Annotated in this window: 24 protein-coding genes and 1 tRNA gene; 22 read left to right on the top strand and 3 right to left on the bottom strand. The window is 51.2% G+C overall.

Annotated elements, in window-relative coordinates:
• Positions 1-128 precede the first annotated feature (128 nt).
• From deoC to mrdA, 5 genes are all read left to right on the top strand, one after another.
• The gene (gene deoC, locus AC6I8J_RS15575) at positions 129-908 is read left to right on the top strand and encodes a deoxyribose-phosphate aldolase (protein WP_161732697.1); all 780 of its coding nucleotides are present in this window, start codon (positions 129-131) and stop codon (positions 906-908) included.
• A gap of 62 nt (positions 909-970) precedes the next feature.
• The gene (gene deoA, locus AC6I8J_RS15570) at positions 971-2,299 is read left to right on the top strand and encodes a thymidine phosphorylase (protein ID WP_161732695.1); all 1,329 of its coding nucleotides are present in this window, start codon (positions 971-973) and stop codon (positions 2,297-2,299) included.
• A gap of 95 nt (positions 2,300-2,394) precedes the next feature.
• Positions 2,395-3,618, top strand: a complete 1,224-nt coding sequence (gene deoB / locus AC6I8J_RS15565) for a phosphopentomutase (RefSeq protein WP_161732693.1) — start codon at positions 2,395-2,397, stop codon at positions 3,616-3,618.
• Between the two features lie 26 nt (positions 3,619-3,644).
• Positions 3,645-4,358, top strand: a complete 714-nt coding sequence (gene deoD, locus AC6I8J_RS15560) for a purine-nucleoside phosphorylase (RefSeq protein ID WP_090965956.1) — start codon at positions 3,645-3,647, stop codon at positions 4,356-4,358.
• Between the two features lie 220 nt (positions 4,359-4,578).
• Positions 4,579-6,456: a penicillin-binding protein 2 gene (mrdA, locus tag AC6I8J_RS15555; RefSeq protein WP_222924994.1), complete on the top strand. Its 1,878-nt coding sequence runs from the start codon at positions 4,579-4,581 to the stop codon at positions 6,454-6,456.
• Between the two features lie 23 nt (positions 6,457-6,479).
• Here the strand turns inward: mrdA and AC6I8J_RS15550 are convergent, their stop codons facing one another.
• Complete coding sequence (locus AC6I8J_RS15550) at positions 6,480-7,799, bottom strand: methyl-accepting chemotaxis protein (protein WP_440829727.1); 1,320 nt, start codon at positions 7,797-7,799, stop codon at positions 6,480-6,482.
• 222 nt (positions 7,800-8,021) lie between these two features.
• Here AC6I8J_RS15550 and AC6I8J_RS15545 point away from each other — a divergent pair.
• From AC6I8J_RS15545 to AC6I8J_RS15495, 11 genes are all read left to right on the top strand, one after another.
• Positions 8,022-8,097: transfer RNA gene (locus AC6I8J_RS15545), tRNA-Phe, on the top strand.
• A gap of 339 nt (positions 8,098-8,436) precedes the next feature.
• Positions 8,437-9,249: a HalD/BesD family halogenase gene (locus AC6I8J_RS15540; protein WP_285087742.1), complete on the top strand. Its 813-nt coding sequence runs from the start codon at positions 8,437-8,439 to the stop codon at positions 9,247-9,249.
• 27 nt (positions 9,250-9,276) lie between these two features.
• Positions 9,277-9,510, top strand: a complete 234-nt coding sequence (locus AC6I8J_RS15535; protein WP_497825547.1) for a hypothetical protein — start codon at positions 9,277-9,279, stop codon at positions 9,508-9,510.
• A 51-nt stretch (positions 9,511-9,561) separates the two neighbouring features.
• The gene (locus tag AC6I8J_RS15530; protein ID WP_497825546.1) at positions 9,562-9,930 is read left to right on the top strand and encodes a hypothetical protein; all 369 of its coding nucleotides are present in this window, start codon (positions 9,562-9,564) and stop codon (positions 9,928-9,930) included.
• 68 nt (positions 9,931-9,998) lie between these two features.
• Positions 9,999-11,258 (top strand): ATP-grasp domain-containing protein, encoded by a 1,260-nt coding sequence (locus AC6I8J_RS15525; RefSeq protein WP_497825545.1) that lies wholly within the window; start codon positions 9,999-10,001, stop codon positions 11,256-11,258.
• Positions 11,259-11,265: 7 nt separating this feature from the next.
• A complete protein-coding gene (locus AC6I8J_RS15520) occupies positions 11,266-12,228 on the top strand; it encodes a DMT family transporter (protein WP_497825544.1) in 963 nt (320 codons plus the stop codon).
• A complete protein-coding gene (locus tag AC6I8J_RS15515) occupies positions 12,191-12,979 on the top strand; it encodes an AraC family transcriptional regulator (RefSeq protein WP_260059259.1) in 789 nt (262 codons plus the stop codon). The genes AC6I8J_RS15520 and AC6I8J_RS15515 overlap by 38 nt, the downstream gene beginning before the upstream one ends.
• Before the next feature lie 553 nt (positions 12,980-13,532).
• Positions 13,533-14,498, top strand: a complete 966-nt coding sequence (locus AC6I8J_RS15510) for a sensor domain-containing diguanylate cyclase (protein WP_260059258.1) — start codon at positions 13,533-13,535, stop codon at positions 14,496-14,498.
• A 749-nt stretch (positions 14,499-15,247) separates the two neighbouring features.
• On the top strand, positions 15,248-15,412 hold the full coding sequence (locus AC6I8J_RS15505) for a con-10 family general stress protein (RefSeq protein WP_004571242.1): 165 nt from the start codon (positions 15,248-15,250) through the stop codon (positions 15,410-15,412).
• A gap of 502 nt (positions 15,413-15,914) precedes the next feature.
• A complete protein-coding gene (locus AC6I8J_RS15500; protein WP_150015696.1) occupies positions 15,915-16,397 on the top strand; it encodes a YciE/YciF ferroxidase family protein in 483 nt (160 codons plus the stop codon).
• Between the two features lie 10 nt (positions 16,398-16,407).
• A complete protein-coding gene (locus AC6I8J_RS15495; RefSeq protein WP_136196597.1) occupies positions 16,408-16,914 on the top strand; it encodes a ferritin-like domain-containing protein in 507 nt (168 codons plus the stop codon).
• Positions 16,915-16,989: 75 nt separating this feature from the next.
• Here the strand turns inward: AC6I8J_RS15495 and treF are convergent, their stop codons facing one another.
• Positions 16,990-18,648 (bottom strand): alpha,alpha-trehalase TreF, encoded by a 1,659-nt coding sequence (treF, locus tag AC6I8J_RS15490; RefSeq protein WP_161732733.1) that lies wholly within the window; start codon positions 18,646-18,648, stop codon positions 16,990-16,992.
• Positions 18,649-18,999: 351 nt separating this feature from the next.
• The gene (locus AC6I8J_RS15485) at positions 19,000-19,857 is read right to left on the bottom strand and encodes an SDR family oxidoreductase (RefSeq protein WP_497825543.1); all 858 of its coding nucleotides are present in this window, start codon (positions 19,855-19,857) and stop codon (positions 19,000-19,002) included.
• Positions 19,858-19,955: 98 nt separating this feature from the next.
• Between AC6I8J_RS15485 and AC6I8J_RS15480 the strand changes: the two genes are divergently transcribed.
• The 6 genes from AC6I8J_RS15480 (at position 19,956) to AC6I8J_RS15455 (ending at position 25,485) form a co-directional block, all read left to right on the top strand.
• On the top strand, positions 19,956-20,336 hold the full coding sequence (locus tag AC6I8J_RS15480) for a winged helix-turn-helix transcriptional regulator (protein WP_033784031.1): 381 nt from the start codon (positions 19,956-19,958) through the stop codon (positions 20,334-20,336).
• 777 nt (positions 20,337-21,113) lie between these two features.
• Positions 21,114-22,526 carry a cytochrome ubiquinol oxidase subunit I gene (locus AC6I8J_RS15475; protein ID WP_161732683.1) on the top strand — a complete coding sequence of 471 codons (1,413 nt, stop codon included), beginning with the start codon at positions 21,114-21,116 and terminating at the stop codon, positions 22,524-22,526.
• Between the two features lies 1 nt (position 22,527).
• Entirely contained in the window at positions 22,528-23,532 is a 1,005-nt protein-coding gene (cydB, locus tag AC6I8J_RS15470; RefSeq protein WP_497825542.1) for a cytochrome d ubiquinol oxidase subunit II, read from the top strand.
• 1 nt (position 23,533) lies between these two features.
• Positions 23,534-23,713 (top strand): DUF2474 domain-containing protein, encoded by a 180-nt coding sequence (locus AC6I8J_RS15465; RefSeq protein ID WP_161732681.1) that lies wholly within the window; start codon positions 23,534-23,536, stop codon positions 23,711-23,713.
• 495 nt (positions 23,714-24,208) lie between these two features.
• Complete coding sequence (locus AC6I8J_RS15460) at positions 24,209-25,078, top strand: helix-turn-helix domain-containing protein (protein WP_161732679.1); 870 nt, start codon at positions 24,209-24,211, stop codon at positions 25,076-25,078.
• Positions 25,079-25,302: 224 nt separating this feature from the next.
• Entirely contained in the window at positions 25,303-25,485 is a 183-nt protein-coding gene (locus tag AC6I8J_RS15455; RefSeq protein WP_223811653.1) for a hypothetical protein, read from the top strand.
• Positions 25,486-25,660 lie beyond the last annotated feature (175 nt).

The following is a 25,660-nucleotide window of genomic DNA, read 5'->3' as shown; positions in this document are numbered from 1 at the left end:
TGATGCAATTGCACCAATTTCTTATCCCTATGTGACTACTGGCACATATCAGGCCGCTTCTGAGTGTTATTATTATAACATTCCGCCGGCAAGCCGGTGGGTTGCACCCCGATCCTTTGGAGAGCCTCATGACCGATATTAAACCTCTTGCCCTGCGCGCCCTGAAACTGATGGATTTAACCACCCTGAATGACGACGACACCGACGCAAAAGTGATCGCTCTCTGTCATCAGGCTAAATCCCCGGCAGGCAACACCGCCGCCATCTGTATCTATCCGCGCTTTATTCCGATTGCGCGTAAAACGCTGCGCGAGCAGGGTACGCCGGAGATCCGCATCGCCACGGTGACCAACTTCCCGCACGGCAATGACGACATCGATATTGCACTGGCAGAAACCCGTGCCGCCATCGCCTACGGTGCGGATGAAGTGGATGTGGTGTTCCCGTACCGCGCGCTGATCGCCGGTAACAGCCAGGTTGGTTTCGATCTGGTAAAAGCCTGTAAAACCGCCTGCGCTGAAGCGGACGTGCTGCTGAAAGTCATCATCGAAACCGGTGAGCTGAAGGAAGAAGCGCTGATCCGTCAGGCTTCTGAGATTGCCATCGATGCAGGTGCTGACTTCATTAAAACCTCCACCGGTAAAGTACCGGTTAACGCCACGCCGGAAGTGGCGCAGATCATGATGAATGTGATCCGTGACAAAGGCGTCAGCCAGCAGGTTGGTTTTAAACCGGCGGGCGGCGTGCGCACCGCTGAAGATGCCGCGATCTATCTGCAGATGGCAGAAGAGACGCTGGGTGCTGACTGGGCTGATGCGCGCCATTTCCGCTTTGGTGCATCAAGCCTGCTGGCGAGCCTGCTCAACACCCTGGGTCATGACAGCGACACCAGCAAAGCGGGTTACTGATCCCTCAGGCGGTCGCTGACCGCCTGTTCTCCATCCTGATTTCCCTGAACCAGGGGGCTACTTTGTTCCTGCCACAAGAAATTATTCGAAAGAAACGTGACGGCCAGGCGCTGACTGAAGAGGAGATTCGCTTCTTCATTAACGGCGTGCGTGATAACACCGTCTCGGAAGGTCAGATTGCCGCGCTGGCAATGACCATCTGGTTCCATGATATGACGCTGCCGGAGCGGGTTGCGCTGACGATGGCGATGCGTGATTCCGGTACGGTACTTAACTGGAAATCACTCAACCTCAACGGGCCGGTGGTGGATAAGCACTCGACCGGCGGCGTTGGTGATGTGACATCGCTGATGTTAGGGCCGATGGTCGCCGCCTGTGGCGGATATGTGCCGATGATCTCCGGTCGTGGCCTGGGTCATACCGGCGGTACGCTGGATAAACTGGAAGCGATTCCGGGCTTCGATATTTTCCCCAGTGATGACCGTTTCCGCGACATCATCAAGCAGGTCGGTGTGGCGATTATCGGCCAGACCAGCTCGCTGGCGCCGGCAGATAAGCGTTTCTACGCCACGCGTGACATCACCGCCACCGTCGATTCTATTCCGCTAATCACCGCCTCGATTCTGGCCAAGAAGCTGGCAGAAGGGCTGGATGCACTGGTGATGGATGTCAAAGTGGGTTCCGGCGCATTTATGCCAACCTATGAAGCATCAGAAAGTCTGGCGCAGTCGATTGTTGGCGTCGCCAATGGCGCAGGCTGCCAGACCACTGCACTGCTGACGGATATGAATCAGGTACTTGCCTCGTCAGCCGGTAACGCGCTGGAAGTGCGCGAAGCGGTCCGCTTCCTGACCGGTGAACAGCGGAATCCGCGCCTGTTGGACGTGACGCTGGCGCTCTGTAGCGAAATGCTGATCTCCGGCAAACTCGCCGCCAGCGACACCGACGCGCGTCAGAAACTGATGACAGTGCTGGATAACGGCAAAGCAGCCGAGGTGTTTGGTCGCATGGTCGCTGCCCAGCAGGGACCTGCCGATTTCGTTGAACGCTACGACGCTTATCTGCCCGCGCCAATGCTGAGCAAACCGGTCTATGCCGACCAGCCAGGCATCGTCAGCAGCATGGATACCCGTGCGCTGGGTCTGGCGGTGGTGGCGATGGGCGGCGGACGTCAGCGCGCCAGCGACAGCATCGATTACAGCGTTGGCTTCAGCGAAATGATCACCCTGGGCGAACGTGCCGATGCACAACGTCCGCTGGCGGTCATTCACGCCAGCAGCGAAGACAAATGGCAGCAGGCCGCCGCAGCGGTTAAAGCTGCGCTGGTGCTCGGGGATTCCGCCCCGGCTGAGACGCCGGTTGTCTATCGCCGTGTGAGCGATCTCAGCTAACTGACCAGTAACCGGTGCCAGCCACGATGCATTCGGGTATACTGATCTGATCGCTTTTTTTTGACTTGTCACGCGCCAATGCGCAGGAGACTTGCATGAAACGTGCTTTTATTATGGTTCTCGATTCCTTTGGAATTGGCTCCAGTAAAGATGCCGATAAATTCGGCGACGCAGGTTCAGATACCCTGGGTCATATCGCCGAAGCCTGTTTTAACGGTGAAGCAGACAAGGGACGTAAAGGTCCATTGCATCTGCCTAATCTCACCGCGCTGGGGCTGGGTAAAGCCGCCGAGCTGTCGACCGGCCGCTTCCCGGCGGGTCTGGATCCTGAGGCAAAAATCACCGGCGCGTACGCTTACGCCAGTGAGCTTTCGTCAGGTAAAGATACGCCGTCAGGCCACTGGGAGATCGCCGGTGTGCCGGTGCTGTTTGACTGGGGCTACTTCAGCGACAAAGAGAACAGCTTCCCGCAGGAACTGCTGGACAAGCTGGTAGCGCGCGCCGACCTGCCGGGTTATCTCGGTAACTGCCACTCTTCAGGTACGGTGATCCTTGACCAACTGGGCGAAGAGCATATGAAAACCGGCAAGCCGATTTTCTATACCTCTGCGGACTCCGTGTTCCAGATCGCCTGTCACGAAGAGACCTTTGGTCTGGATCGACTCTATGCGCTGTGCGAAATCGCCCGTGAAGAGCTGACTGAAGGTGGCTACAACATTGGCCGGGTTATTGCCCGTCCGTTTGTGGGTGACAAAGCGGGTCAGTTCGAGCGCACCGGCAATCGTCACGATCTGGCAGTCGAGCCGCCATCCGCCACCATGCTGAAAAAGCTGGTGGATGAGAAGGGCGGTCACGTGATCTCCGTGGGTAAAATCGCCGATATCTATGCTGAGCAGGGCATTACCAAAAAGGTCAAAGCGACCGGTCTGGATGCGCTGTTTGACGCGACGATTCAGGAGATGAAAACTGCGCCGGATCAGGCGATTGTTTTTACCAACTTCGTTGATTTCGACTCCACCTGGGGACATCGCCGTGATGTCGCCGGTTATGCGGGTGGGCTGGAGCTGTTTGACCGTCGTCTGCCTGAGCTGATGGAGTTGGTCGGAGAAGATGACATCCTGATTCTGACCGCTGACCACGGCTGTGATCCGACCTGGGAAGGCACGGAGCACACGCGTGAGCACATTCCGATTCTGATCTACGGACCAAAAGTGGAGCCGGGTTCACTCGGATACCGCGAAACGTTTGCCGATATTGGTCAGACAATTGCACACTATTTTGGCCTGTCCGAGATGGACTATGGCAAGAACATGCTGTAAATCAGCAATTTAATAAGGATTAAACAATGGCAACTCCACATATTAATGCTGAAATGGGCGATTTTGCAGACGTTGTACTGATGCCTGGCGATCCGCTGCGCGCAAAACACATCGCAGAAACCTTTCTGGAAAACGCGGTTGAAGTGAATAACGTGCGCGGCATGCTGGGCTACACCGGTACTTACAAAGGCCGTAAAGTCTCTGTGATGGGTCACGGAATGGGTATCCCTTCCTGCTCCATCTACACCAAAGAGCTGATTACGGACTTCGGCGTGAAAAAAATCATCCGTGTGGGCTCCTGTGGTGCCGTACGTGCCGACGTAAAACTGCGTGATATCGTGATTGGTATGGGTGCCTGCACCGATTCCAAAGTGAACCGTATGCGTTTCAAAGATCACGACTTCGCGGCGATTGCTGACTTCGACATGGTGCGTAACGCGGTTGATGCGGCGAAAAACCTGGGTGTTGAAGCGCGCGTGGGTAACATCTTCTCTGCCGATCTCTTCTACACGCCGGATCCGCAGATGTTCGACGTAATGGAAAAATATGGCATCCTCGGCGTTGAGATGGAAGCTGCAGGTATCTACGGTGTGGCCGCTGAGTTCGGTGCAAAAGCGCTGACCATCTGTACCGTATCAGACCATATCCGTACGCACGAGCAGACGACGGCTGCTGAGCGTCAGACAACCTTCAACGACATGATCAAAATTGCGCTGGAGTCTGTCCTGCTGGGTGATTAATGCACGCGGCGGGTGACGATTCCCGCCCGCTGGCCAATCGCCTGTTCAGATCCTCCCTGACCGGAGGATCTGAGTTCCCGCCTCGCTTTCCCGGTAACATTCACATCAAATGACACACTTTTGCTGAGGCTTGTGCATCTTCGCGCTGGCACGCCTGCGATCGCGCTTTATCATGGTGCGCAACAACAGATAATAATTAATCGCCTGATAATGTCCCCTGATGAACTTTCGTAACTTCGACGCTGAAGAGAAGCTGTTTGCCCGTCGCGCCGCAATCGCCTTTGCCCTGGTCTGTCTCTGTTTCACCCTTCTTGGCGTAAACCTTTTCCGCTTACAGGTGCGCGACCATGCCTACTACCAGACGCGCTCCAACCAGAACGACATCAAGATGATCCCCATTGCCCCGACGCGCGGGCTGATTTATGACCGCAACGGTATTCCACTGGTGCGCAACGTCAGCTGGTATGCCATCACGCTAACGCCTTATAAAATCGACGATATGGACGCCACGCTGCGGGCGCTGACGCCGATCGTAAATCTGACACCCGATGAGATTGACACTTTCCGCCGTGCGCTGAAGCAGACCAGCCGTTACAAGCCGGTCGTGCTGAAAGAGGAGCTGACCGAAGAGCAGGTCGCCCGCTTTGCGGTCAATCAGTTCCGCTTTACCGGTGCCAGCATTGAGACCTACCAGGATCGTGAATATCCCTATGGAGCCGATCTGGCCCATGTGATCGGTTATGTCTCGAAAATCAACGATAACGACTACAAACGACTGAATGCGGAAGGTATCGCCGAAAACTATGCGGCTGACCACAACATCGGCAAGCAGGGGATTGAGGGCTATTACGAAGCGCAGCTGCATGGCAAGCCGGGCTATCGGGAAGTAGAAGTGGATAACCATGGCCGCATTGTGCGAGTGCTGAAAGAGGTGCCGCCGGTCGCGGGTAAAAACCTGACGCTGACGCTGGATCTGCATCTGCAACAGTATGTGGAGAGCCTGCTGGCAGGGCAGCGTGCGGCGCTGCTGATTGAGGATCCGCACGACGGCTCCGTGCTGGCGATGGTCTCCAGTCCCAGCTACGACCCGAATCCGTTTGTGAAAGGCATCAGCTATCAGGCTTACAAAAAGCTGCTGCAGGATAAAGACCTGCCGCTGATCAACCGCGTCACGCAGGGACTCTATCCGCCCGCCTCGACGGTGAAGCCTTATATGGCGATGTCGGCGCTGCTGACTCATGTGATTACGCCACAGTCGCAGTTCTTTGGTGCGCCGACCTGGACGCTGCCGGGGACGGACCGGCGCTATCGCGACTGGAAGAAAACCGGGCACGGCATGCTGGATGTCACTCGCGCGATAGAAGAGTCGGCCGACACCTTCTTTTATCAGGTGGCTTTCATGATGGGCATTGACCGGATTCACACCATGCTCAGCCAGTTTGGCTATGGTAAATCGACCGGCATCGACCTCAATGAGGAGTACAACGGTTTGCTGCCAGGCCGTGAATGGAAACTGAAGGTGCACAAAAAGGCCTGGTATCAGGGCGATACGGTTTCAGTTGGCATTGGTCAGGGCTACTGGATTGCGACACCGATTCAGATGGTGAAAGCGATGGTCGCGCTGATCAATAACGGTCGGGTCATCGCACCGCATCTGCTGGAGAAAACCCAGCGCGGCACGCTGGTGGAGAACTACCATCCACAGCAGCACGAGGCACAGATTGGCGATCCTCACTCACCCTACTGGTCGCTGGTGCGTCACGCGATGTTTGGCATGGCTAACGCACCAAACGGCACCGGTTATAAATATTTCCATACGGCGCCTTATGGCATCGCCGCGAAAAGCGGGACGTCGCAGGTGTTCAGCCTGCGTCAGAACCAGACTTATAACGCGAAGATGATCCCGGTGCGGCTGCGTGACCATATCTTCTATACCGCTTTTGCGCCGTTTGATGACCCGAAAGTGGCTGTGGCGTTGATTCTGGAGAATGGTGGCGGGGAAGGGGTAACGGCTGCGCCCGTGATGCGGGATATTCTGGACCATATCTTTATCCCGCCAGTACCAGACGCGCCGGTGCAGGGCACACCTGATAAATAGGGGGCGAGCGCCCCCGCAGAGTGTCAGACTTTAAGCGTCTTTGTCACCTGGCCGATGGCGCGCACCACGTCCGTTGCGCCTTCACGGATTTCTGCAATCACGCCGCCCGCCTCCTGAGCCAGCTGTACGCCCTGATCGGCACGTTTCAGGTTCGACTCAATACCTTTCAGCGCCCGGCTGGCCAGCAGATGATTTTGCTGAATCCGGTTTTCGATGTCGGTCGTGGCGCGGTTAATGTTGGCTGCCAGCGTGCGGACTTCATTAGCCACCACCGCAAAGCTACGGCCATGGGTGCCGGCCCTTGCTGCTTCAATGGCGGCATTCAGCGCCAGCAGGTTAGTCTGATCGGCGATCCGACGGATGCCTTCCACAATTGCGCCGATACGATCGGAGGACTCACTCAGGCCGGTAATATCACCGGAGATCCCCTGCAATTCGCCCGCCAGCGCATTCATAGTCTGCACGCTGCTGGCGATAACATCGGCACCCAGCTTTGTGCTTTCATCCGTTTGCAGCGCGGTGTGATAAGCCCGCTGTGCCGCATCATGCTCCTGCTGATTCTTTTCCACCTGTGCCGTCACATCCGTGGCGAATTTGACGATTTTGTAGAGCCGGCCCTGCTCGTCAAATACCGGATTGTAGGTGGCGCGCAGCCAGACCGTCTCGCCACGTTTATTCACCCGGGGAAACTGACCCGAGACAAATTCACCCCGGTTCAGTTGCTGCCAGAACTCGCTATATTCGCGGCTGTCGCGTACAGCCTGTGAACAGAAGTGACGGTGGTGGATCCCTTCTACCTCCTCACGACGGTAGCCCATGGTTTTCAGGAAGTTGTCGTTGGCTTTAAGCACTTCACCTTTGAGGTTAAAGGCGATCACCGCCATCGACCGTTCAATGGCGGTGGTGATGGCGCGCTGCTCCTGTGCATCGTTGATATGACCTGTAATGTCGGTGGCCAGTTTGACGATTTTAATTACCCGGCCATGGCGGTTTTGCACCGGCACATAGTTGGCTTCGAGCCAGATTGGGCGGCTGTTTTTCGCCATACGCAGAAATTTATCGCTGAAACTTTCACCCCGGTTCAGTCGCAGCCAGAAATCCTGATAGTTGCGCGACTGAAGCTGTTCCGGCGTACAAAACAGGCTGTGGTGCTGGCCTTCAATCTCTGTCAGCGTGTAGCCCATGCGCGCCAGAAACAGCGCATTGGCGCTGAGAATGGTGCCATCGGGGGAGAACTCAACCATGGCGATGGAGCCGTTGAGTGAGCTCAGCGTGGCCGCTGAGTGTGCCCGCTTCTGCCAGCCGTGGCGTGAAGCGATACCTGATGTAATGGTGGAAAACATGGCGATCCTTATTATTAGTGTTGGTCTCACCTCCTATATCGGCAAAATCGCGGCACAATGGAGCCTTTACCGCTCTGCTGACTAAAATTTACCCGGTCAGCCACGACATTTTTGCATCAGGTCAAACCCGATATTTGAGTTGATGGAAAAGCCGTCAGTCGATGTGATTTTGGTGAAAAGCGTTTGACGCTGCCGGGCCGCTTTGGTTTAATGCGCCCCGTTGCCCGAATAGCTCAGTCGGTAGAGCAGGGGATTGAAAATCCCCGTGTCCCTGGTTCGATTCCGGGTTCGGGCACCATCTTTAAAGAACCCGCCTCTGGCGGGTTTTTGCGTTTTGAGGCGAACCCGTTATCGACGGTTCGATTCACTCGCCACATCCTGTGACTCCATAATTTGAAACCCTCGCTTCGGCGGGGGTTTTTGCGTTTACAGACAATACTCAGCGAATGTATGCCTCTGCGCTGATTTCAGCGTTAATCTGCACTTCACGAGCCAACAGATTCGTCGTAAGCAGATAAAGAACGACTGCGCTATGGGGCCGTTTTTCGTACGGCCCGGCCTGGAAGAACCTAATTGATTGTTCGTTTTTTGTTCGATTATTGAAATGAGATACAAGATTTATGAATGTTGCTAAGGCATGCTTAAAACGTCTAAGACAAGGCATAAAAGGGTATTTATAAAAATAAGGGAGTTAACTGTTGAACAGATTGAAACACAAATTTCTCAGCACATTAATGGATTACCAGAGTCGCTGATCAACTATTTTAAAAACGACTATGAAGACGATTTAATGGTCGTCATTGAGGATCTTCTTCCCCTGGATCTACAACAGAAGATGGAAGATGAGGCGCGCTCACTGCTTGAGAAAAATGCGCTGCGTCGTGAAGTTATTATCAAACAGAGTGGTAACACACCAAGGGCATACGATAGTGTTGGCCGTAATGCTATTCGTGAAGAAGGGAAATATATTCCTGCCTTTTTCGACAGCCCAGGTGTCCTGAAATTTCTTTCCCGAATTACCGGTGAAGAAATTTATCGCGTACCTTACGAGCCTGAAGAATTTATCATCAATTCCCAAAATAAAAGTGGCGATACTCATGGCTGGCATTGGGATGACTATTCGTATGCTTTAGTATGGGTAATTGATGAGCCTGATGTGCTTTCAGGTGCCCGGGTTGAATTTATCCCGCGCATTCCCTGGAAGAAAGAGAATACAAGAGAGTGGATTAAAAAGACGCTGGCTGAATATCCGGTTATTAGTCGTCATGTTGCTCGTGGCCAGTGTTACCTGCTAAGGGCCAGGGATGCTCTTCATCGTATAGCGCCGTTAACACAGGAATCTCGTCGCACAGTTATCGTTTTTACGTATGCAAATGAGCTGGACTTTAACGACGCATCGCTGACACATGATTCAATGGAAGAGATTTATCCACAAGATACAGCTCAATAAAAAATAGTAAGAATAATGGAGGGTACAATGTCAGCAGTTGGCATGAACGATAAAACAGGATTTCCTGTGTTTTTTACAGAAGTGCCCAATAATCTCGGTCGCTATCAGGACTATACTTTCGCATCAGAAAAATTTGCTAATTTGTTCCCTCCATCTGAATACGCGTCTGTATTAGATATATGCTGCGGCATAGGAAAAATGAGTCATGCTTTATTTCTTCAGGGGTATAAAGTGACTGCCATAGATTTATCTTCTGAATAAATTGAAATAGCAAAAAAGGATGCCTCAGGCCCAGGTTATTACCAGGCTGATATGAAAGATATTCCCGGTAAAAATTACGACCTGTTAATTAATATATATACAAGTTTCGGGTACTACACCACTGAGGCAGAAGACCTGTCACTTTTCAGATACTGGTATGGGTTATTACGTCCGGGCGGTGTTCTTGTAATGGAACTTGCTGATATGGAAAGAGCAAGAAATCGAATTAATGCAGAGGGCGTTTTAGTCCGGGAAGATAATGGCGTTACGGAATATCTTCATATGGATTGGAATAAGAGACTGCTTAGGGTTGATTATCATAATGAATCCCAGCACTGGAGTTGCCTCACAAGGCTCTATGAGAAAGAAATGCTCAGAGATGAGTTATTAAATGCAGGCTTTGAAAGCGTGTCGTTATAGGGTGATTTCTCTTTAAAGAAAAAAGAGAAAGACGACAATCTGGTTATCGTTGCACGTAAAGGATTAAAATGAAAAGATACATCTGTATTGTTGATGCGTATTCTACAGGTGCTGAGTTAGCGCCTGTTTTCAAAAAAGATGGCTGGACTTGCATTCATATTCAATCATCCCCGGAGATTCCACTGGAATATCAGCAAACATTCAGACATGAAACCTTTGATTTCCTGATTTCGCCGGGTGATGAATCTCACAGTGAATTTTTGAGGATAGCCGAAGAACTTAAGCAACTGTCGCCAGAATATATTACACCTGGAACCGAAACCGGTGTTTATATTGCAGACCTCCTGTCTTCGTTAGTGGGTACCCCCGGGAATTCAATAGACACCAGTGCTTTGCGTCGCAATAAATATGCAATGCAGGAGGCCTTAAAATCAGGGGGAATCAGCTCTATACCTCAGTTTTTAACCGACTCTGTTGAACAGGCAAAGAAATGGGCTGGTGAGCTGAATAAGTGGCCTGTCGTCGTCAAACCCGTGGATAGCGCTGGAGCGGATAGTGTTCGCTTTTGCAACACGGTTGATGAAGTACAGAATGCCTTTAATAAAATATATGGTAAAAAAAATAAATTAGGTTTAAAAAATAGCACTGTTCTTTTGCAGGAACGCCTTATCGGAAGGCAATATATTGTCAATGCGGTCAGCATCAATGGACAGCATCTGATTACAGAGATATGGTCTGATGACAAAAAGGAAGTTGAGAATGCATCGCTGATCTGTGAAAGGGAAATTCTTCTGCCTTACTCGGGTGAAGTACAGGATCAGCTTGTCAGATATATGGAAAAAGCGCTGACTCTTCTCGGTATCGCCAATGGCCCGTCTCATAGTGAAGTAATGATGACGGAATCCGGGCCTGTGCTTATTGAAACCGCTGCCCGAATGCAGGGAACTATCATGCACAACGCGGTTGTGTCTGCATTGGGATATAGCCATGTCACACTTACTGCCGAACGTTATGTGAAACCTGAACGTTTTTCTGCCAGGCTTGGAAAGAATTATATGCTCAAAACTCAGCTGCAATGTATTACACTGGCTTCAGAATTTGAGGGTGTGGTTAAAGTTAATAATTGCGAAAAATTGCTTAAGTTACTCCCATCCTATTTCGGCATGATGCACACGCCAGATGCAGGCGAGAATATATACAGGACGACGGATCTTTTTACTAATCCAGGTGTTATTTACTTGTGTCATGAAGATGAAAAGCAAATTGACAGTGATCATGCAAAGATCAGAATTTATGAAAAAAAAGGTAAACTTTTTGATTTAGCCTGAGAATAATATGAATAATAAAAATTATCTTTTTGGTCTATTGATGGTCTTCCTCTATAATTTTCTTGATGCTGGAAAGGAGGTTTATTCGGGATTCCTTGTTCAGGATAATCATCCTTTAAGCATCACTTTTATTGTCTTTTCAATTGGAATGCTCTTTTTTCAGTCTTATGGTGTTATTTTTAACCGAAGGAATTATGTTTCTACGGTGCGATTTTTTGCACCCGTAGTAATTTTAAATATTACTACAGCGGGTTCCTGGATAACATTTTTCTATTGCATGAAGTGTCTTGAGCCCGCGGTGGCGTCTGCTATTATAACAGGCGTAGCACCGTTAATGATTGTTTTCATTGCACCAATGTTTTTTAAAAATGAATCTCATCAATACAAAGCTATATATATTTCCGGGATTACTGTTTGTTCTCTTTGGCTCGCTCTGATTAGTTTGCATCAGGGCCGGTTTATCTATAACTATTCTTCATCAGACGTTATGGCTGGCGTGATGATGGCGGTGCTCTGCTCTGTCTTCAGTATCTTCTCTAATATTTTTAGCAGAAAACTGAGTGACAAAGGTTGCTTACCCTCTTCGATCATGGCACATCGCTTTTACATTACAGTATTTATAACAATGAGTTATAGCATGGATTCATTTGGTTATAGTGCGATAGGTGAAACCCTGTCACCGGGTATAGTCATCCTTGCTATATGTGGCGTGGTTATACCACTTTGGTGTCTGCAGTACGGCATAAAATCTTTACCCCCTGCCAGAGTTATGGTTTTTATTTCTGTAAATCCGATTTTTACTTTCATTTTTCAGTTATTTGACCCGAGATTATCGCCATCACTTTCCTCACTTGTTGCAATTCTGTTAATATTTTTCTTCTCTCTTGCATCAGAGATATGGGGCGTAAAGACGAAAGGAAAGGTTGAATCAGATGGGTATCACGATATATCGGAAGATCGCCGGAATTGAGGTCACATTATCAGACAGCACCAATCATATTTTTCCAAAGCACTCTCATGATGAGTTCTACATTGGTGCTAATGTCTCGGGAAGAGAAAAGATTTGGTTAGATGGAAAAAATGCTGAGGCCAGTGTTGATGAGATAACCATTTATAATCCAGGTCAGATTCAGGCTGCTGAGCCTACACCCTATGAATGGTACTACTACAGCTTTTATGTTTCCCCCGAGTCAATGATGGAATTTACCGGTCTCGATTGTGATGATCATTTCAAAAAAAACATTATTGCAGCGCCTGATGTGGCAGCGGAAATACGTCAGGTCGCTGCATTTGCACTCGATCGCCACACGTCAGATTGCGAGATTAACGAACGCGTGGCGAGTGTTCTGCAATCAGTGCTTTCTCGGTCAGGCACACATCCGCATATCGCGATAAAAACAACAGATAAAACTGTCGTTGATTATGTGGTAACGAGACTAATGGATGATTTTCATTTTCCTCCTACGCTTCAAATGTTGGCAAATGAAACAGGCGTCTCACCCGTCAAACTGGTCAGAATGTTTACTAACGTTAAGGGACTTCCGCCTTTTGCATGGATTAAAGGAGCACGATTGCGTCAAGGTAAGAATATGATTATTCAGGGGAAAGCTATATCTGACATTTCAGCTCAATTAGGTTTCACCGACCAGGCACATTTCACGCGAAATTTTAAAAGCATGTTCGGGGTTACGCCTGGTCAACTTTATAAGCTCGCACAATAAAGATGCTGTGAGGGCGTTAACTTAATTAAGCTTTTTAGCATAGTCAGAATTACGCTGAGCCAGCGTCTGACAGGACACAATCCTGCAGCGCTGCCTTACTATCCTTTCTCTTTGTTTATTTTGCTGTTTCATCTGCTCCTGACGTCCTTAATCCGTAAACCTGACTCACCCGGCAAGGCACCGCCACTGTGGGGTTTAACCGCGGCAGGCTGTGACACGTAAGGTAATCGGGTTCCTGGTCTGGCGTAGCCGCGGGTTATGCACAGCGCCTTGCTGCGGTCAGTGGAATGTAATACCGATGTACTCACTACTGCCTGAAGATTCTGATTTTCACCGCTCTCCGGCCCATTGCTTGTCTCAATTTACAACGATACAAACAGATTTCATGGCGAAATCAATTTGCCGCTTCGCCTCTGTGCTGCGTTGCCAGACTGGCACCGCCTGATATCCTGTCCAGCCTGCAATTGACCGTGGCTAATCGTGTTTTATAAGCCACCCTTTACAGAATCATCCTGACAGGCACAATACCCCTTTTTACCCCTCTTACATGGTTATGTCAGAAGAAGCGCTGCGTCTGCAAATACAGAACCTGAAAAAGCACAATGCGCGTCTGAAGCGTATAGCGCATGATGCCCGCACTAAACTCAATGCGGCGCTGGATGGCACCGGACTGTTTCTGTGGCAGCTCGATATTCCCAGCGGCAAGCTGGTGATCTTTAACCGGCGCTGGGGCGCGATGCTCGGCTTCCAGCCAAAAGAGACCGACGCCAACTTCGAATCGTGGAAAGAGAGCCTGCATCCCGATGACGCCGCCGAGGTTTTGCGAGCGTTTAACGATCACATTGCCGGAAGAGCGCCTTACTACGAAGCGCTGCATCGCATGATCGCCAAAAATGGCAGTATCACGTGGGTGCTGGATCGCGGTCGGGTCAGTGAGTGGAACGCGCACGGCGAGCCGGTTAAAGTCATTGGCACTCACATCGACATGACCAAAGAGAAGCAATATGAAGAGCAGCTCGCCCTGCTGGCGCTGCACGATCCTCTTACGCTGCTCAACAATCGCCATGCTCTGCAAAATGATTTCTGTGAAATGAAAGCGCAGGGGCCGCTCTGCGTTGTTTTTATTGATCTGGATAACTTTAAAAACGTCAACGACACCCTGGGGCATCGCAGCGGTGATGAAGTGTTAATTCAGTTAAGTCAGCGATTGACTGATCTTTCCCCGGCAGAGGTGATCATCGGCCGGCTTGGCGGCGATGAATTCGTCCTGCTAATGCCGTTTGCACTAAGCGAGCCGCAGGTCAGACAGCTGGCGCATGCCTGCCTTGACGCGGTACTTACCCCTTTTGATTTGGCTAACGGGCAAGCGCACATAGGCGCGTCAGTAGGCGTGTCACAGGTTCGGGTAAAAGATGACTTTGATACCGCCCTGGCACGGGCTGATGAAGCCATGTACCGCATTAAGAAAAATGGCAAACGCGGTGTGGCCTTTGCGCCCGCTTTCCCGGATTCCTTCTGATACTGCTCTACTGGACCGGACAGCAGCCTGGCCTGCTGTTAGTACGTCATCTTATCTCTCGTCCCGGCTACCTTTAATCCATAATTTTGAGCCTTGCCTTTGGCGCGACGTGCGATAAAGCAGTAGTAACCGACAAAAAAAGGTTTTTCGTATTATTCTTAATTATGGTTTTTAGAAGCAAATTGCCTCGCTTTTTCCGCTTCGCTTACCTGGTATTACCACTCCAGAATCAGAAGTGTCATTTGAATTAAAACTCTCGTTAAAACAGCATAACTGATCATTTAATGATCAATTTCAGCTATTTTAAGCGGGTGGATTTAACTCTTTACGCTTCGCTTATTTATAACGTCATGAAAAACTAAATTAGTGTTATTTGCCGCTTCGCTTAGGGAATTTGATCGTTTGTTGATCATCTTCACTAACTGATATTGATGTGGTTTTCTCAGTACCGCTTCGGTTACTATTTTTTCAATTGGACATTTTTCGAAAATGATCGATTAATAGGGCGCGGCGATTTTTGTAAGCAATCTTTTTTACGCCGTATCCCTTTTTTAAATAGTACAGAGCGATAGTTGAAAGGCGTTACCAATCCGGATGAAGTTTGTACTGTCAATAAGGTGATGCTGTAACAGATTTTTATTTGTCTTTCTTGATCGGTCCGATTTTCTGTCTACATTTATGTTGCTGAATCGGCCTGATGAAGCATTAACTGTGCAAATTCTGATTTCAACTTCAAAGAGGAACACAGAATGACTCAATATCGCGGTGGGGCCGGAAATTTTGCGGCTGATAAGGAGCGTGCTGCGGAAGCAGGACGCAAGGGCGGTCAGAAAAGCGGCGGGAATTTTAAGAACGATCCCGAACGTGCCATTGAAGCCGGACGCAAGGGAGGTAAGGTAAGCCGCAGAAGCTAAACGCTTTTAAGGTCGCTGTAACAGCAGTTTAATGCGTTTGCCGGGCTGTGCAGATTCTCTTTTCATTAGCCTGCAAGATAATTACCTCCTGAATTATGTCGCTGATTTATCATCGGCACAGAGAGACACCGTTAATTAAACCGGTTGGGATTTCCCTGCCGGTTTTTTATTTTCTATCGTTTAAAGTTATACGAATTAATAAAGTCCTGTACAACTAAGTTTTAAATGGCGCTTTTTTCATGCACATAATCTGAAAAAATTTATGCAGCGATTTATTGCTTTGTACAAATTCAACCTGCCTGGCGAAGCCGGAGCCATAAAAAATTTATCCGCTAAATCACTGCTGTGAAAAGGAAAATGCATTTTATATGCTACTTCTGTCTTAAATTCAGGCTGATGAAACGTGCGATATTAAGAATCTCCACTAGACTTTTCAGGTGTCAACGACATGACTGGCGTTGCGTTATTATCGACGCAGCTTTTTAAACAATGAGGCTATCTTATGACAGTGAAAACGTTAAACGATCTGTTCATCCATGACCTATCCGATGTATACAGCGCTGAGAAACAGATAACCCGTGCATTGCCTAAAATGGCGCGCGCAGCCAGTGACGAAAACCTTATCGCTGCGTTCAATCAGCACTTGGAAGAGACCCGTGCTCAGATTGAACGACTTGATGAACTGGTGGAAGTAACACCTGAAGTCAAAATCAAAAGAATGAAATGCCATGCGCTCGAGGGTCTGGTTGAAGAGGCGCAGGAAATTATCGACTCGGTCGAGAAGGGCGAAATCCGCGATCAGGGGCTGATCGGTGCAGCGCAGAAAGTGGAGCACTATGAGATTGCGACTTACGGTACGTTGCATGCGCTGGCGCTGAAGCTGGGTTATACCAAAGCGGCAGAGCTGCTGGCCGCGACTCTGGATGAAGAGAAACAAACCGATGAGAAACTCACCTCGGTAGCCGAAGCTATTACTGTCTCTTAAGGAGTAACACATGACAGCGATCGAACACTATCATGACTGGCTGCGCGATGCGCATGCGATGGAAAAGCAGGCAGAAAGCATGCTGAGCAAGATGTCAGGCCGTCTTGAACACTATCCGGCGCTGGAACAGCGTCTGGCGCAACATCTGGAAGAGACTAAGCATCAGCTGACCCTGCTGGAACAACTGCTCGACAGCCACGGTATCGATCACTCTGTGATGAAAGATGCGATGGGTAAAATGGCGGCGACCGGCCAGGCGGTGGGCGGTATGTTTAACTCAGATGAAGTGGTGAAGGGTGCCATCAGTGGCTACGTTTTTGAGAATGCTGAGATCGCCAGCTACACCAGCCTGATCGCCGCGGCGGAGCAGGTAGGCGATACGCAGGGCGTTCGCATTCTCAACGAGATCCGCGATCAGGAAGTGGCCATGGCGGAGTGGCTGCTGCAGAACCTGCCTGACGTGACTCAGCAGTTCCTGCAACGTGCATCACAGCCGGGCACTGAAGCGAAGAAGTAACGCCTGACAGCCTGCATGAAAAAAGCCGGGAATTGCCCGGCTTTTTGCGTTTTAGTAATTTGGAGGCTGCGACACTCAGTCAGCCATTAAATGCCCATACATCGTCATCAGCTTACGGGTAACGCCGTTCGTCCAGCCAAAGCCATCCTGTAACGGATATTCACCGCCGCCGCCGGGGCGCGCGCGTTCTCCGCTGATGTCATACTTCTCGACCAGCTTGTGGTGAAGCTGATAGAAGTTATTCACCGTATTAAGCCAGTTTACCGCGACTTCACTTGCCAGCGTCTCTTCACCGTAGTTATTCAGGCCAACAACGGCCATCCACTGCATCGGTGCCCAGCCGTTGGGACGATCCCACTGCTCACCGCTTTCCACCATTGAAGTCAGCAGGCCACCGTTGCTCAGCAGCAGATGACGCAGTGAGATTGCCTGCAGATGCGCCTGATGCGGCGTCGCCAGACCCACAAATAGCGGAACCACAGAGGCAACGGTAAAAGCACCGAAACGTTCACGACGCCAGTCGTAGTCGCGGAACACACCAGCGGTGCTATCCCAGAGGTAACGGGTGATAGCACGTTTCCGCGTTTCCGCTTTTTTCTGCCAGGCCAGCGCCGTCAGCTCTTCACCTTTGGCGTGTGACAGGGTGGCAATCATCAGCTCCAGCTTGTACAGGAACGCGTTCAGATCGATGGGGATAAACTGCGTTGTACGGATACTCGACAGCCGTTTCGGGTTACGCAGCCAGCGCGAGGAGTAATCCCAGCCCGACTCTGCACCAGCACGCAGGTCACGATAGACTTCGCTGGCCGGACGTCTGGATTCGCGCGCGGTTTCGACATCTTCCATCCACGACTCATCACGTGGCGTATCGCGGTCATCCCAGTAACGATTCAGCAGCGAGCCATTTGGCATCCGCACGACGTGACGATAAGCCTGGTTTGGCATCAGTGAGCCGGCACCATCCATCCAGAACTGGTACTCCTTCATCAGCTGTTCCTGATAGCGCTTAGCACCGCGCACGCCATCTTCTTCGAACAGCTCCACCATCAGGGCAAATACCGGCGGCTGGGAACGGCTGAGATAGTAAGTACGGTTGCCGTTTGGCACATGACCGTAGTTATCGATCAGCCAGGCAAAGTTATCCGCCATGTGACGCAGCAGGTCATCACGGCCCGACTCCGCCAGGCCCAGCATGGTGAAGTAGGAGTCCCAGTAGTAAGTTTCGCCAAAGCGTCCGCCCGGAACTACATAAGGTTTTGGTAACGGCAGCAGCGATGAGTGCGGCATATGCTGCTGTGGCATTTTGGTCAAAACTGGCCACAGGTCATCGATATGCTCATTGAGCGATTTATCCGGGTTGGAGACATAAAAACTTTCGTTTACGCCAGGCAGATAAAAGTGATCGGCAACAAAACGCGACAGGTCAAAATCACTGCTGCGTTTCTGTCGACGATAGCGCATCAGCACATCCAGCGGATCGTACTTAGGCGAACAGTCGGGGAAGGTTTTGCTGTCCTCGAAAATCCGCGACATCTGGACATGTTCAAACAGTTCCAGATAACGATCGGCAGGCGTGAGCGCATCCGGCGCCGGTAAGCCTTCAATCAGCTCCGGTTCCGGTTCAGAATCCTGCATGCGATCCAGTTTCAGTTCATGGGGATCGTATTGATACTCAACTTCCGCCCCGGCACGAACCTCTTCAAGTGCATTTTGTTGCTGGCGATGGGTATTAATAACGGCCTCCTGAGCGGTCGTGGTTGCACAAAGGACAAATTATAGACCTCTCATCCCAGGGAACAACAATGCAGAATATCTATGAACGTAATAAAAATTGTCGATTAATCGAGCTTTTTTAATAAATTCCAGTCAATTCAACCAAATATAGCGGTGTTCACAAAAAACGCATTTCAGATGAATCTCTTAGCGACCCGAATAAAAAAATTTAACCTGAAGAAAACTGGCGTTTATTCACATTTTGTAAAAGAAACCGCAGCTGCAAAGGGTGCAGAAAATGGCATACGCAACGGAAATCAGGGCAGGAGTGGGAAGTGAGCGGGCCAGGTTGCCCGCTCTGAGAAGGCTGGATTAATGGTTTGCCAATGCTGCGCGGATCACCGCCTGCCAGCTTGTGGTCGGGCGACCGATCAGTTTGCTCAGCTGACGCGAATCATCAAACAGACCCCCTTTTTCTGCACCAGCATCAGAATCTGCCAGCATCTCTGCCAGACCTTCTGGCAGGCCAGCGCCTTTCAGCGCGGCGGCAAAGTCAGCCTGAGACAGGTTGACGTAATCGACCTTCACCCCACTCTGTGCGGCAATCTCCGCAGCAAACTGCGCCAGCGTGTAGCTGTCGTCGCCGGACAGCTCATAGACTTTGCCCGCCTGATCGTCACGGGTCATCACTTCAGCCGCCGCTTCAGCGTAATCCTGACGGGCAGCTGAGGCGATGCGGCCTTCACCCGCCGCGCCGATAAACGCATGATGCGCCAGCGCCGGAGGAATGCTGGCGGCATAGTTCTCGGTGTACCAGCCGTTGCGAAGCAGGGCAAACGGGATACCCGAGGCTTTCAGCAGCGCTTCAGTCGCGCGATGTTCAACACCTAAACCCAGCGGTGAGGTATCCGCATGCAGCAGACTGGTGTAGGCGATAAAGCCCACGCCTGCCGCCTTTGCAGCGTCGATGACAGCTTTATGCTGCGCCTCACGCTGGCCCACTTCACTGCCCGAGATCAGCAGCAGCTTATCCACGCCTGCAAAAGCGGCCTCCAGCGTCTCTGGCTGGCCATAATCGGCCTGGCGCACAATCACGCCCAGCGCAGCAAGATCGGCCGCTTTGGCGGGCGTACGCACAGCGGCAACAATTTCTGCCGCCGGCACTTTTTTCAGTAATGCATCGATAACGATTCGGCCCAGCTGGCCGGTGGCACCTGTAACTGCAATCATGGGATGACTCCTGTGGCTGTTGGTGAAATCCAGACTAAGATATAAACTAATTTTTAGTAAGTACTTACAGAATTGTTAGTTTGAGGTGTGCAGATTAAATGTCTGAAAAACTGAGTGAAAAATTTAGTCGTGGTGAACTGCTTAACGTTAACTGTCCGTCGCGCGACGTACTAAAACGGGTGACCAGCCGCTGGAGCGTACTGATCCTGCTGGCCCTGCAGGATCAGACGCTACGCTTCAGTGCATTGCGCCGTGCGGTCGGTGGCGTCAGCGAACGGATGCTGGCGCAGAATCTGCGCTATCTGGAGGAAGATGGCTTCGTGCAGCGCATCGCTTACGATGTTGTGCCGCCGCACGTAGAGTATCGTCTGACCCCGCTTGGCCGTGAAGTCAGTGAACAGGTGGTGGGGCTGGCGGACTGGCTGGAGCTGAATCTGAGCCGGATTCTGGCACAGCGTGAAAAATCTGCAGCTGAGTAAAATTCTCAGCCTGTCAGCTATCTCGTCGTGAAGGGGGGATGCTGGCAGAAGATTTCTGATCTGCTCTTCTCTTACTTCACTCCCTGAAACCGGAATAACGTAACGGCAGCGAAAATAACCCCAGCGGTTTTTACGCCTCTTTGCTGGTTATTAAATCATTTTATCAAGCTCAGGCCCGGAATAACTGACTGCTTCGTACGTGCTGTTAATTAATAACGGCTTTTTGACCCATTTTATTAACATCTCTGGTGGCGCTTAACTGCGCTGCTCTGGCTATTTTTCGCCAGGATCCAGGTCTGGATTAACCCGGGTAAAGCAAAAAATTAAACAAAGCGGTTCAGATAACTATTTACTAATGTAACTCTTTAAGAAATAAGGTTATTTAAATTATTTACTCTCAATTTTGACCTTTTTTAAAACCGGATTTATAAAAAAATAGCTTCTGAAAACAGCCGGTTGAAGGCTTTTTTTAGTCAGGTATTGCTTTGCCGACGTGAAATTTTAAAGTGACAAATACCGTAACATTAACGACACATAAATACGCTCTGATTAACCTTTAAGCCTTATTTTTAAATAAGTAATTCCCGCTAAAAACAATGATCAAAATCAACAAAGACTGTTATAGTTTTCATTAACCCCACTGTTTCTGTTTCCTCGTCGCGGATAGTTCTAAATTTGCGGCGGGAATTTCAATAAGCGCAGAGAAGTCAGCGCATCAGGCTTAAGTTGTTAATAATAAGTAAATACATGGTGTTCTATGTGGCAAAGAGGTAAGCAATGTTCGGATTAGATGCCTTTCATCTGGCCAGGATTCAGTTCGCATTTACTGTTTCCTTCCATATTATCTTTCCCGCCATCACCATCGGTCTCGCCAGCTTCCTGGCTGTACTCGAAGGTATGTGGCTCAAAACCCGCGATCAAACCTATCGCGATCTCTACCATTTCTGGTCCAAAATCTTTGCCGTTAACTTCGGTATGGGTGTGGTATCAGGGCTGGTAATGGCTTATCAGTTCGGTACGAACTGGAGCGGCTTCTCAGAGTTTGCCGGCAGTATCACCGGCCCGCTGCTCACCTATGAAGTGCTGACGGCGTTCTTCCTGGAAGCGGGCTTCCTGGGCGTGATGCTGTTTGGCTGGAATCGCGTAGGTCCGGGTCTGCACTTCTTTGCCACCTGCATGGTCGCCCTGGGGACACTGATTTCGACCTTCTGGATCCTGGCCTCTAACAGCTGGATGCATACGCCGCAGGGCTACATCATTCAGAATGGCATCGTGGTTCCGCAGGATTGGTTCAAAATCGTCTTTAACCCCTCTTTCCCTTACCGGTTGTTCCATATGTCGGTGGCGGCGTTCCTGGCGAGTGCCTTCTTTGTTGGGTCGTCGGCGGCCTGGCATCTGCTGAAGGGCAACAATAATCCTGCCATCCGCAGGATGTTCTCCATGGCGTTGTGGATGGCGCTGATCGTCGCGCCGATTCAGGCAATGATTGGTGATGCTCACGGTCTGAACACACTGGAGCATCAGCCTGCCAAGATCGCGGCAATTGAAGGACACTGGGAAAACCCGCCGGGTGAAGCCACACCGCTGATTCTGTTTGGTATTCCCGACATGGAGCAGGAGCGCACAAAATATGCGCTGGAAGTGCCTTATCTCGGCAGTCTGATTCTGACGCATAGTCTGGACAAGCAGGTTCCGGCGCTGAAGTCGTTCCCGAAAGAGGATCGACCTAATTCAACGGTGATTTTCTGGTCCTTCCGCGTGATGGTGGCGCTGGGCCTGCTGATGATCACGCTCGGCGTGGTCAGCCTGTGGCTGCGTTTTAAAGGGCGTCTTTATGAGTCGCGTCCGTTCCTGTGGTTTGCGCTGCTGATGGGACCATCGGGTCTGATTGCGATTCTGGCTGGCTGGTTTACTACTGAAATCGGTCGTCAGCCGTGGGTGGTTTATGGCGTTCAGCGTACCATCGATGCGGTCTCGGCACATGGCGATATGCACATGAGCATCAGCCTGCTGGCCTTTATTCTGGTCTATAGCTCGGTGTTTGGCGTGGGGTATCACTACATGATGCGTCTGATTAAGCAGGGACCGGTTGTCGGCGAAGGTCATACCACCGAAGAGGGTGGACCGGGTCAGAAGAAAACGCCAGCGCGTCCACTTTCCGCTGCCACCTTTAAGGATGGAGACCACTAAGATGATCGATTTTTCCGTTATCTGGTTTGTGATTATCGTCTTCGCAACCCTGATGTATATCGTAATGGATGGTTTCGACCTGGGCATTGGTCTGCTGTTCCAGTTCAATAAAGATGCTGGCGAGCGCGACATGATGGTTAATACCGTCGCGCCGGTCTGGGATGGTAATGAGACCTGGCTGGTGCTGGGAGGCGCAGGCCTGTTCGGTGCGTTCCCGCTGGCCTATGCAGTCATCGCCGATGCACTGTCGATTCCGCTGACCGCCATGCTGATTGGTTTGATTTTCCGCGGCGTTGCCTTCGAGTTCCGCTTTAAAGCGGTGGAAGGCCATCGTGCATTCTGGGACAAGTCGTTTATTGCCGGTTCGATTATCGCCACTTTCAGTCAGGGTGTGGCGGTCGGTGCATTGCTGGATGGCATTCCTGTTGAGGGGCGCCGCTTTGCCGGTTCCGCCATGGACTGGCTGGCACCGTTCCCGCTGTTCTGCGGTGTGGGTCTGGTAGTGGCCTATGCGCTGCTGGGCTGTACCTGGCTCATCATGAAGACCGAGAATGAACTACACCGTAAGATGTCTGCGCTGGCGACGCCGTTGGTGATTGCGCTATTAGTGATTATTGGCATCGTCAGCCTGTGGACGCCGTTTGCGCATGCCGACATTTCTCATCGCTGGTTCAGCACGCCAAATCTGTTCCTGTTCCTGCCGGTTCCGGTGCTGGTGCTGCTCTGCTCGTGGGGCATTATTCGCGCCATCAAACGCGAGGCACACTATTCACCGTTCCTGCTGACGCTGGCGCTAATCTTCCTGGGCTTCTCTGGACTGGGCATCAGTATCTGGCCAAACATTATTCCGCCATCCGTGACCATCTGGGCCGCTGCGGCACCTCCGCAGAGTCAGGCCTTTATGCTGGTGGGTAGCCTGCTGATTATCCCGATGATCCTGGGCTATACCTTCTGGAGCTACTACGTATTCCGTGGAAAAATCAAAGCAGACGCAGGATATCATTGATATGAAAAGCCTTAGCAGCATGAAAGACCACAACCACAGCCACAACGCAGAGATGAAAGCACCGTGGTGGAAGCGGGTGATGTGGCTGGTGTTTATCTACGCCGCCAGCGTGCTGGCGCTGGGTGTTGTCGCCTCGCTGTTCCGGATGATGATGACTGCGGCGGGTATGCGTAGTCATTAGTTGTCGCAGGCATGAGTCAGGCTGATGCGGATCTATATTCAGGCAGCTGACAAAGCTCATTCCGGGTGATGCTGGCAGCAACGACTAAGCCCAACGCGCAGGTAACACGGGCAGAAGAGGAAAGCGTCCCGCGCCAGGGACAAAAACGCCAGGCGTTTTTGTACAACGCAACGCGTTGGCCCGTTTACGGGCGCACCTCAGGGATGAGGTGCGTAATCGCGCGGGCCAGGCGTGTCAGGGATGACGGGTTTTGCGACTTTCCGATCTGACCGTGTTCCCTTCGCAGGCTCCGTCTTACCGCTATCCGGCGCAGTTTTTATCAATAATCAGAAGGCTGACGTAAGTCAGTCTTTTTTAGTTAGTAACCTAAGCAATTAATGCGGAAACGCCCTGAACGGGCGCGCAATGCTTACCCATTCCTTACACCGATTTGCGATTTTTGTTATCCTTTTGTAACTGAAATCCCAGTCCTAACCCGCGTCGTAAATCGCCATCATGCTTAGTCAGGCCATTAAAAAACAGCACATCAACGATCTGGTCGAGTGGATAGAAGCCAACCTCACCGACGATCTCAATATCGATCAAATCACCCTGAAATCAGGTTATTCCAAATGGCACATGCAGCGCATGTTCAAGGAGATGACCGGACAGACGCTGGCGGCGTATACCCGCAAACGGCGTCTGACGATGGCGGCCATGGCGCTGCGTCTGACGCGTATGACGCTGATCGATATCGCCGTACGTTTTGGCTTTGATAATCAGCAAAACTTCACGAGGGTGTTCAAAGGCCACTTTGCACTGACGCCTGGCGCGTTTCGCCGTATTCCTCATTTGCCGGTTAAAAACTTCCATGGGCGCATTCTGGTGCGCTCGCTGGCAGAGCGTGCGACGCTGGTGGAACGTGAGGAAGAACTGCACCTGTGCGGAGAGACACTGGAGTGGGAGTGCAGGTTTGGTGAGTATATTGCCGACCACGACCACCGTGTGGCAGAGCAGGCACGGCATCTGGTCGCGCTGGCGGGCAGCCATACGACGCACGGCTGGTTAGGTTTTCAGTATGGTCCCGGCCATAGCTCTGCTGACCAGCAGAATATCAGCCTGTTTCAGGCGCTGGCACCACAACATGCCGGGCTGCTGGGTGACAATACCGCCAGCTGGAGCGAGGTGTGTGGCCTTTATGCGTCGATCCGCTGGAGCGGCAGGCCGGAGCAGCTGACGCGCTTTATCGAGGATATCTACTATCAGCATCTGCCCATGCTGGGCGTGTCACGCCGTCCGGGCAAAGACCTGCTGCGTCTTGATTTTGCGCACTGTAAGCCCGACTGGCTCAGCGGTGTTTTTTCTATTCCGGTGATGCAAGCGTAGCCGACAGGGCAGGGGCGATCGCTTCTGCCAATGCATCTTTCGTGCGATAAACCGTGACAAACCGCACGATTTTATAAAATAAGTCGCTATTCTGGCGTAAAATCCTCCCCCGAAACCCTGCCATATCTGAATCATCGTACTTCTGTGGCAGGGCTGGAACATTCATCTGCATTTCAGGCCTTTTCTGGCCAAAACGACAATCGAAGACAACTATGCGACGCTTAATGATTTCCCTGATCCTGGCATTGCCTGCAATGGCGATGGCGCAGCAGGCTGAGCCTTTCTCACCGCCTGCCGGACTGCATCCACACTCTCAGGTCACCCAGCATGAAATCCTGGGTGATGGTGAACTGCCGGATCACACCAGCAGTAATGCCTCCCTTTCCGGATTCAACGACACGCTGTAAGTGTTGATGCGCTGCCAGAACCGGCGGCGCGAGATGATGCCCGGCTTGTCAGGAGCCGGGCAGCTTCTGCCTGATTGACCTGCTCATACTCTGCACCTGCGGCTTCCTCTCTGAGGCCCATTCACCTTGCATCTGAAACACTCTTTACCTGCATGTTGCATCTCTGATGCTTCTC

The organism is Pantoea sp. X-Soil-ISGK-355, assembly GCF_059730805.1.
The sequence above is the reverse complement of the archived record's forward strand: the minus strand, read 5'-3'. Positions and strand labels throughout refer to the sequence as shown.

Bases quoted from the DNA above. Each gene is read 5' to 3' on its own strand.
- cydB (WP_497825542.1), top strand. From the start codon at position 22,528: ATGATCGATTTTTCCGTTATCTGGTTTGTGATTATCGTCTTCGCAACC.
- AC6I8J_RS15500 (WP_150015696.1), top strand. From the start codon at position 15,915: ATGACAGTGAAAACGTTAAACGATCTGTTCATCCATGACCTATCCGAT.
- AC6I8J_RS15480 (WP_033784031.1), top strand. From the start codon at position 19,956: ATGTCTGAAAAACTGAGTGAAAAATTTAGTCGTGGTGAACTGCTTAAC.
- AC6I8J_RS15530 (WP_497825546.1), top strand. From the start codon at position 9,562: ATGAAAGATATTCCCGGTAAAAATTACGACCTGTTAATTAATATATAT.
- AC6I8J_RS15475 (WP_161732683.1), top strand. From the start codon at position 21,114: ATGTTCGGATTAGATGCCTTTCATCTGGCCAGGATTCAGTTCGCATTT.
- AC6I8J_RS15485 (WP_497825543.1), bottom strand. From the start codon at position 19,857: ATGATTGCAGTTACAGGTGCCACCGGCCAGCTGGGCCGAATCGTTATC.
- mrdA (WP_222924994.1), top strand. From the start codon at position 4,579: ATGAACTTTCGTAACTTCGACGCTGAAGAGAAGCTGTTTGCCCGTCGC.
- AC6I8J_RS15510 (WP_260059258.1), top strand. From the start codon at position 13,533: ATGTCAGAAGAAGCGCTGCGTCTGCAAATACAGAACCTGAAAAAGCAC.
- AC6I8J_RS15550 (WP_440829727.1), bottom strand. From the start codon at position 7,799: ATGTTTTCCACCATTACATCAGGTATCGCTTCACGCCACGGCTGGCAG.
- AC6I8J_RS15505 (WP_004571242.1), top strand. From the start codon at position 15,248: ATGACTCAATATCGCGGTGGGGCCGGAAATTTTGCGGCTGATAAGGAG.
- AC6I8J_RS15525 (WP_497825545.1), top strand. From the start codon at position 9,999: ATGAAAAGATACATCTGTATTGTTGATGCGTATTCTACAGGTGCTGAG.
- AC6I8J_RS15495 (WP_136196597.1), top strand. From the start codon at position 16,408: ATGACAGCGATCGAACACTATCATGACTGGCTGCGCGATGCGCATGCG.
- AC6I8J_RS15520 (WP_497825544.1), top strand. From the start codon at position 11,266: ATGAATAATAAAAATTATCTTTTTGGTCTATTGATGGTCTTCCTCTAT.
- AC6I8J_RS15455 (WP_223811653.1), top strand. From the start codon at position 25,303: ATGATTTCCCTGATCCTGGCATTGCCTGCAATGGCGATGGCGCAGCAG.
- AC6I8J_RS15515 (WP_260059259.1), top strand. From the start codon at position 12,191: ATGGGTATCACGATATATCGGAAGATCGCCGGAATTGAGGTCACATTA.
- AC6I8J_RS15465 (WP_161732681.1), top strand. From the start codon at position 23,534: ATGAAAAGCCTTAGCAGCATGAAAGACCACAACCACAGCCACAACGCA.
- AC6I8J_RS15535 (WP_497825547.1), top strand. From the start codon at position 9,277: ATGTCAGCAGTTGGCATGAACGATAAAACAGGATTTCCTGTGTTTTTT.
- AC6I8J_RS15540 (WP_285087742.1), top strand. From the start codon at position 8,437: ATGCTTAAAACGTCTAAGACAAGGCATAAAAGGGTATTTATAAAAATA.
- deoB (WP_161732693.1), top strand. From the start codon at position 2,395: ATGAAACGTGCTTTTATTATGGTTCTCGATTCCTTTGGAATTGGCTCC.
- AC6I8J_RS15460 (WP_161732679.1), top strand. From the start codon at position 24,209: ATGCTTAGTCAGGCCATTAAAAAACAGCACATCAACGATCTGGTCGAG.
- deoC (WP_161732697.1), top strand. From the start codon at position 129: ATGACCGATATTAAACCTCTTGCCCTGCGCGCCCTGAAACTGATGGAT.
- deoD (WP_090965956.1), top strand. From the start codon at position 3,645: ATGGCAACTCCACATATTAATGCTGAAATGGGCGATTTTGCAGACGTT.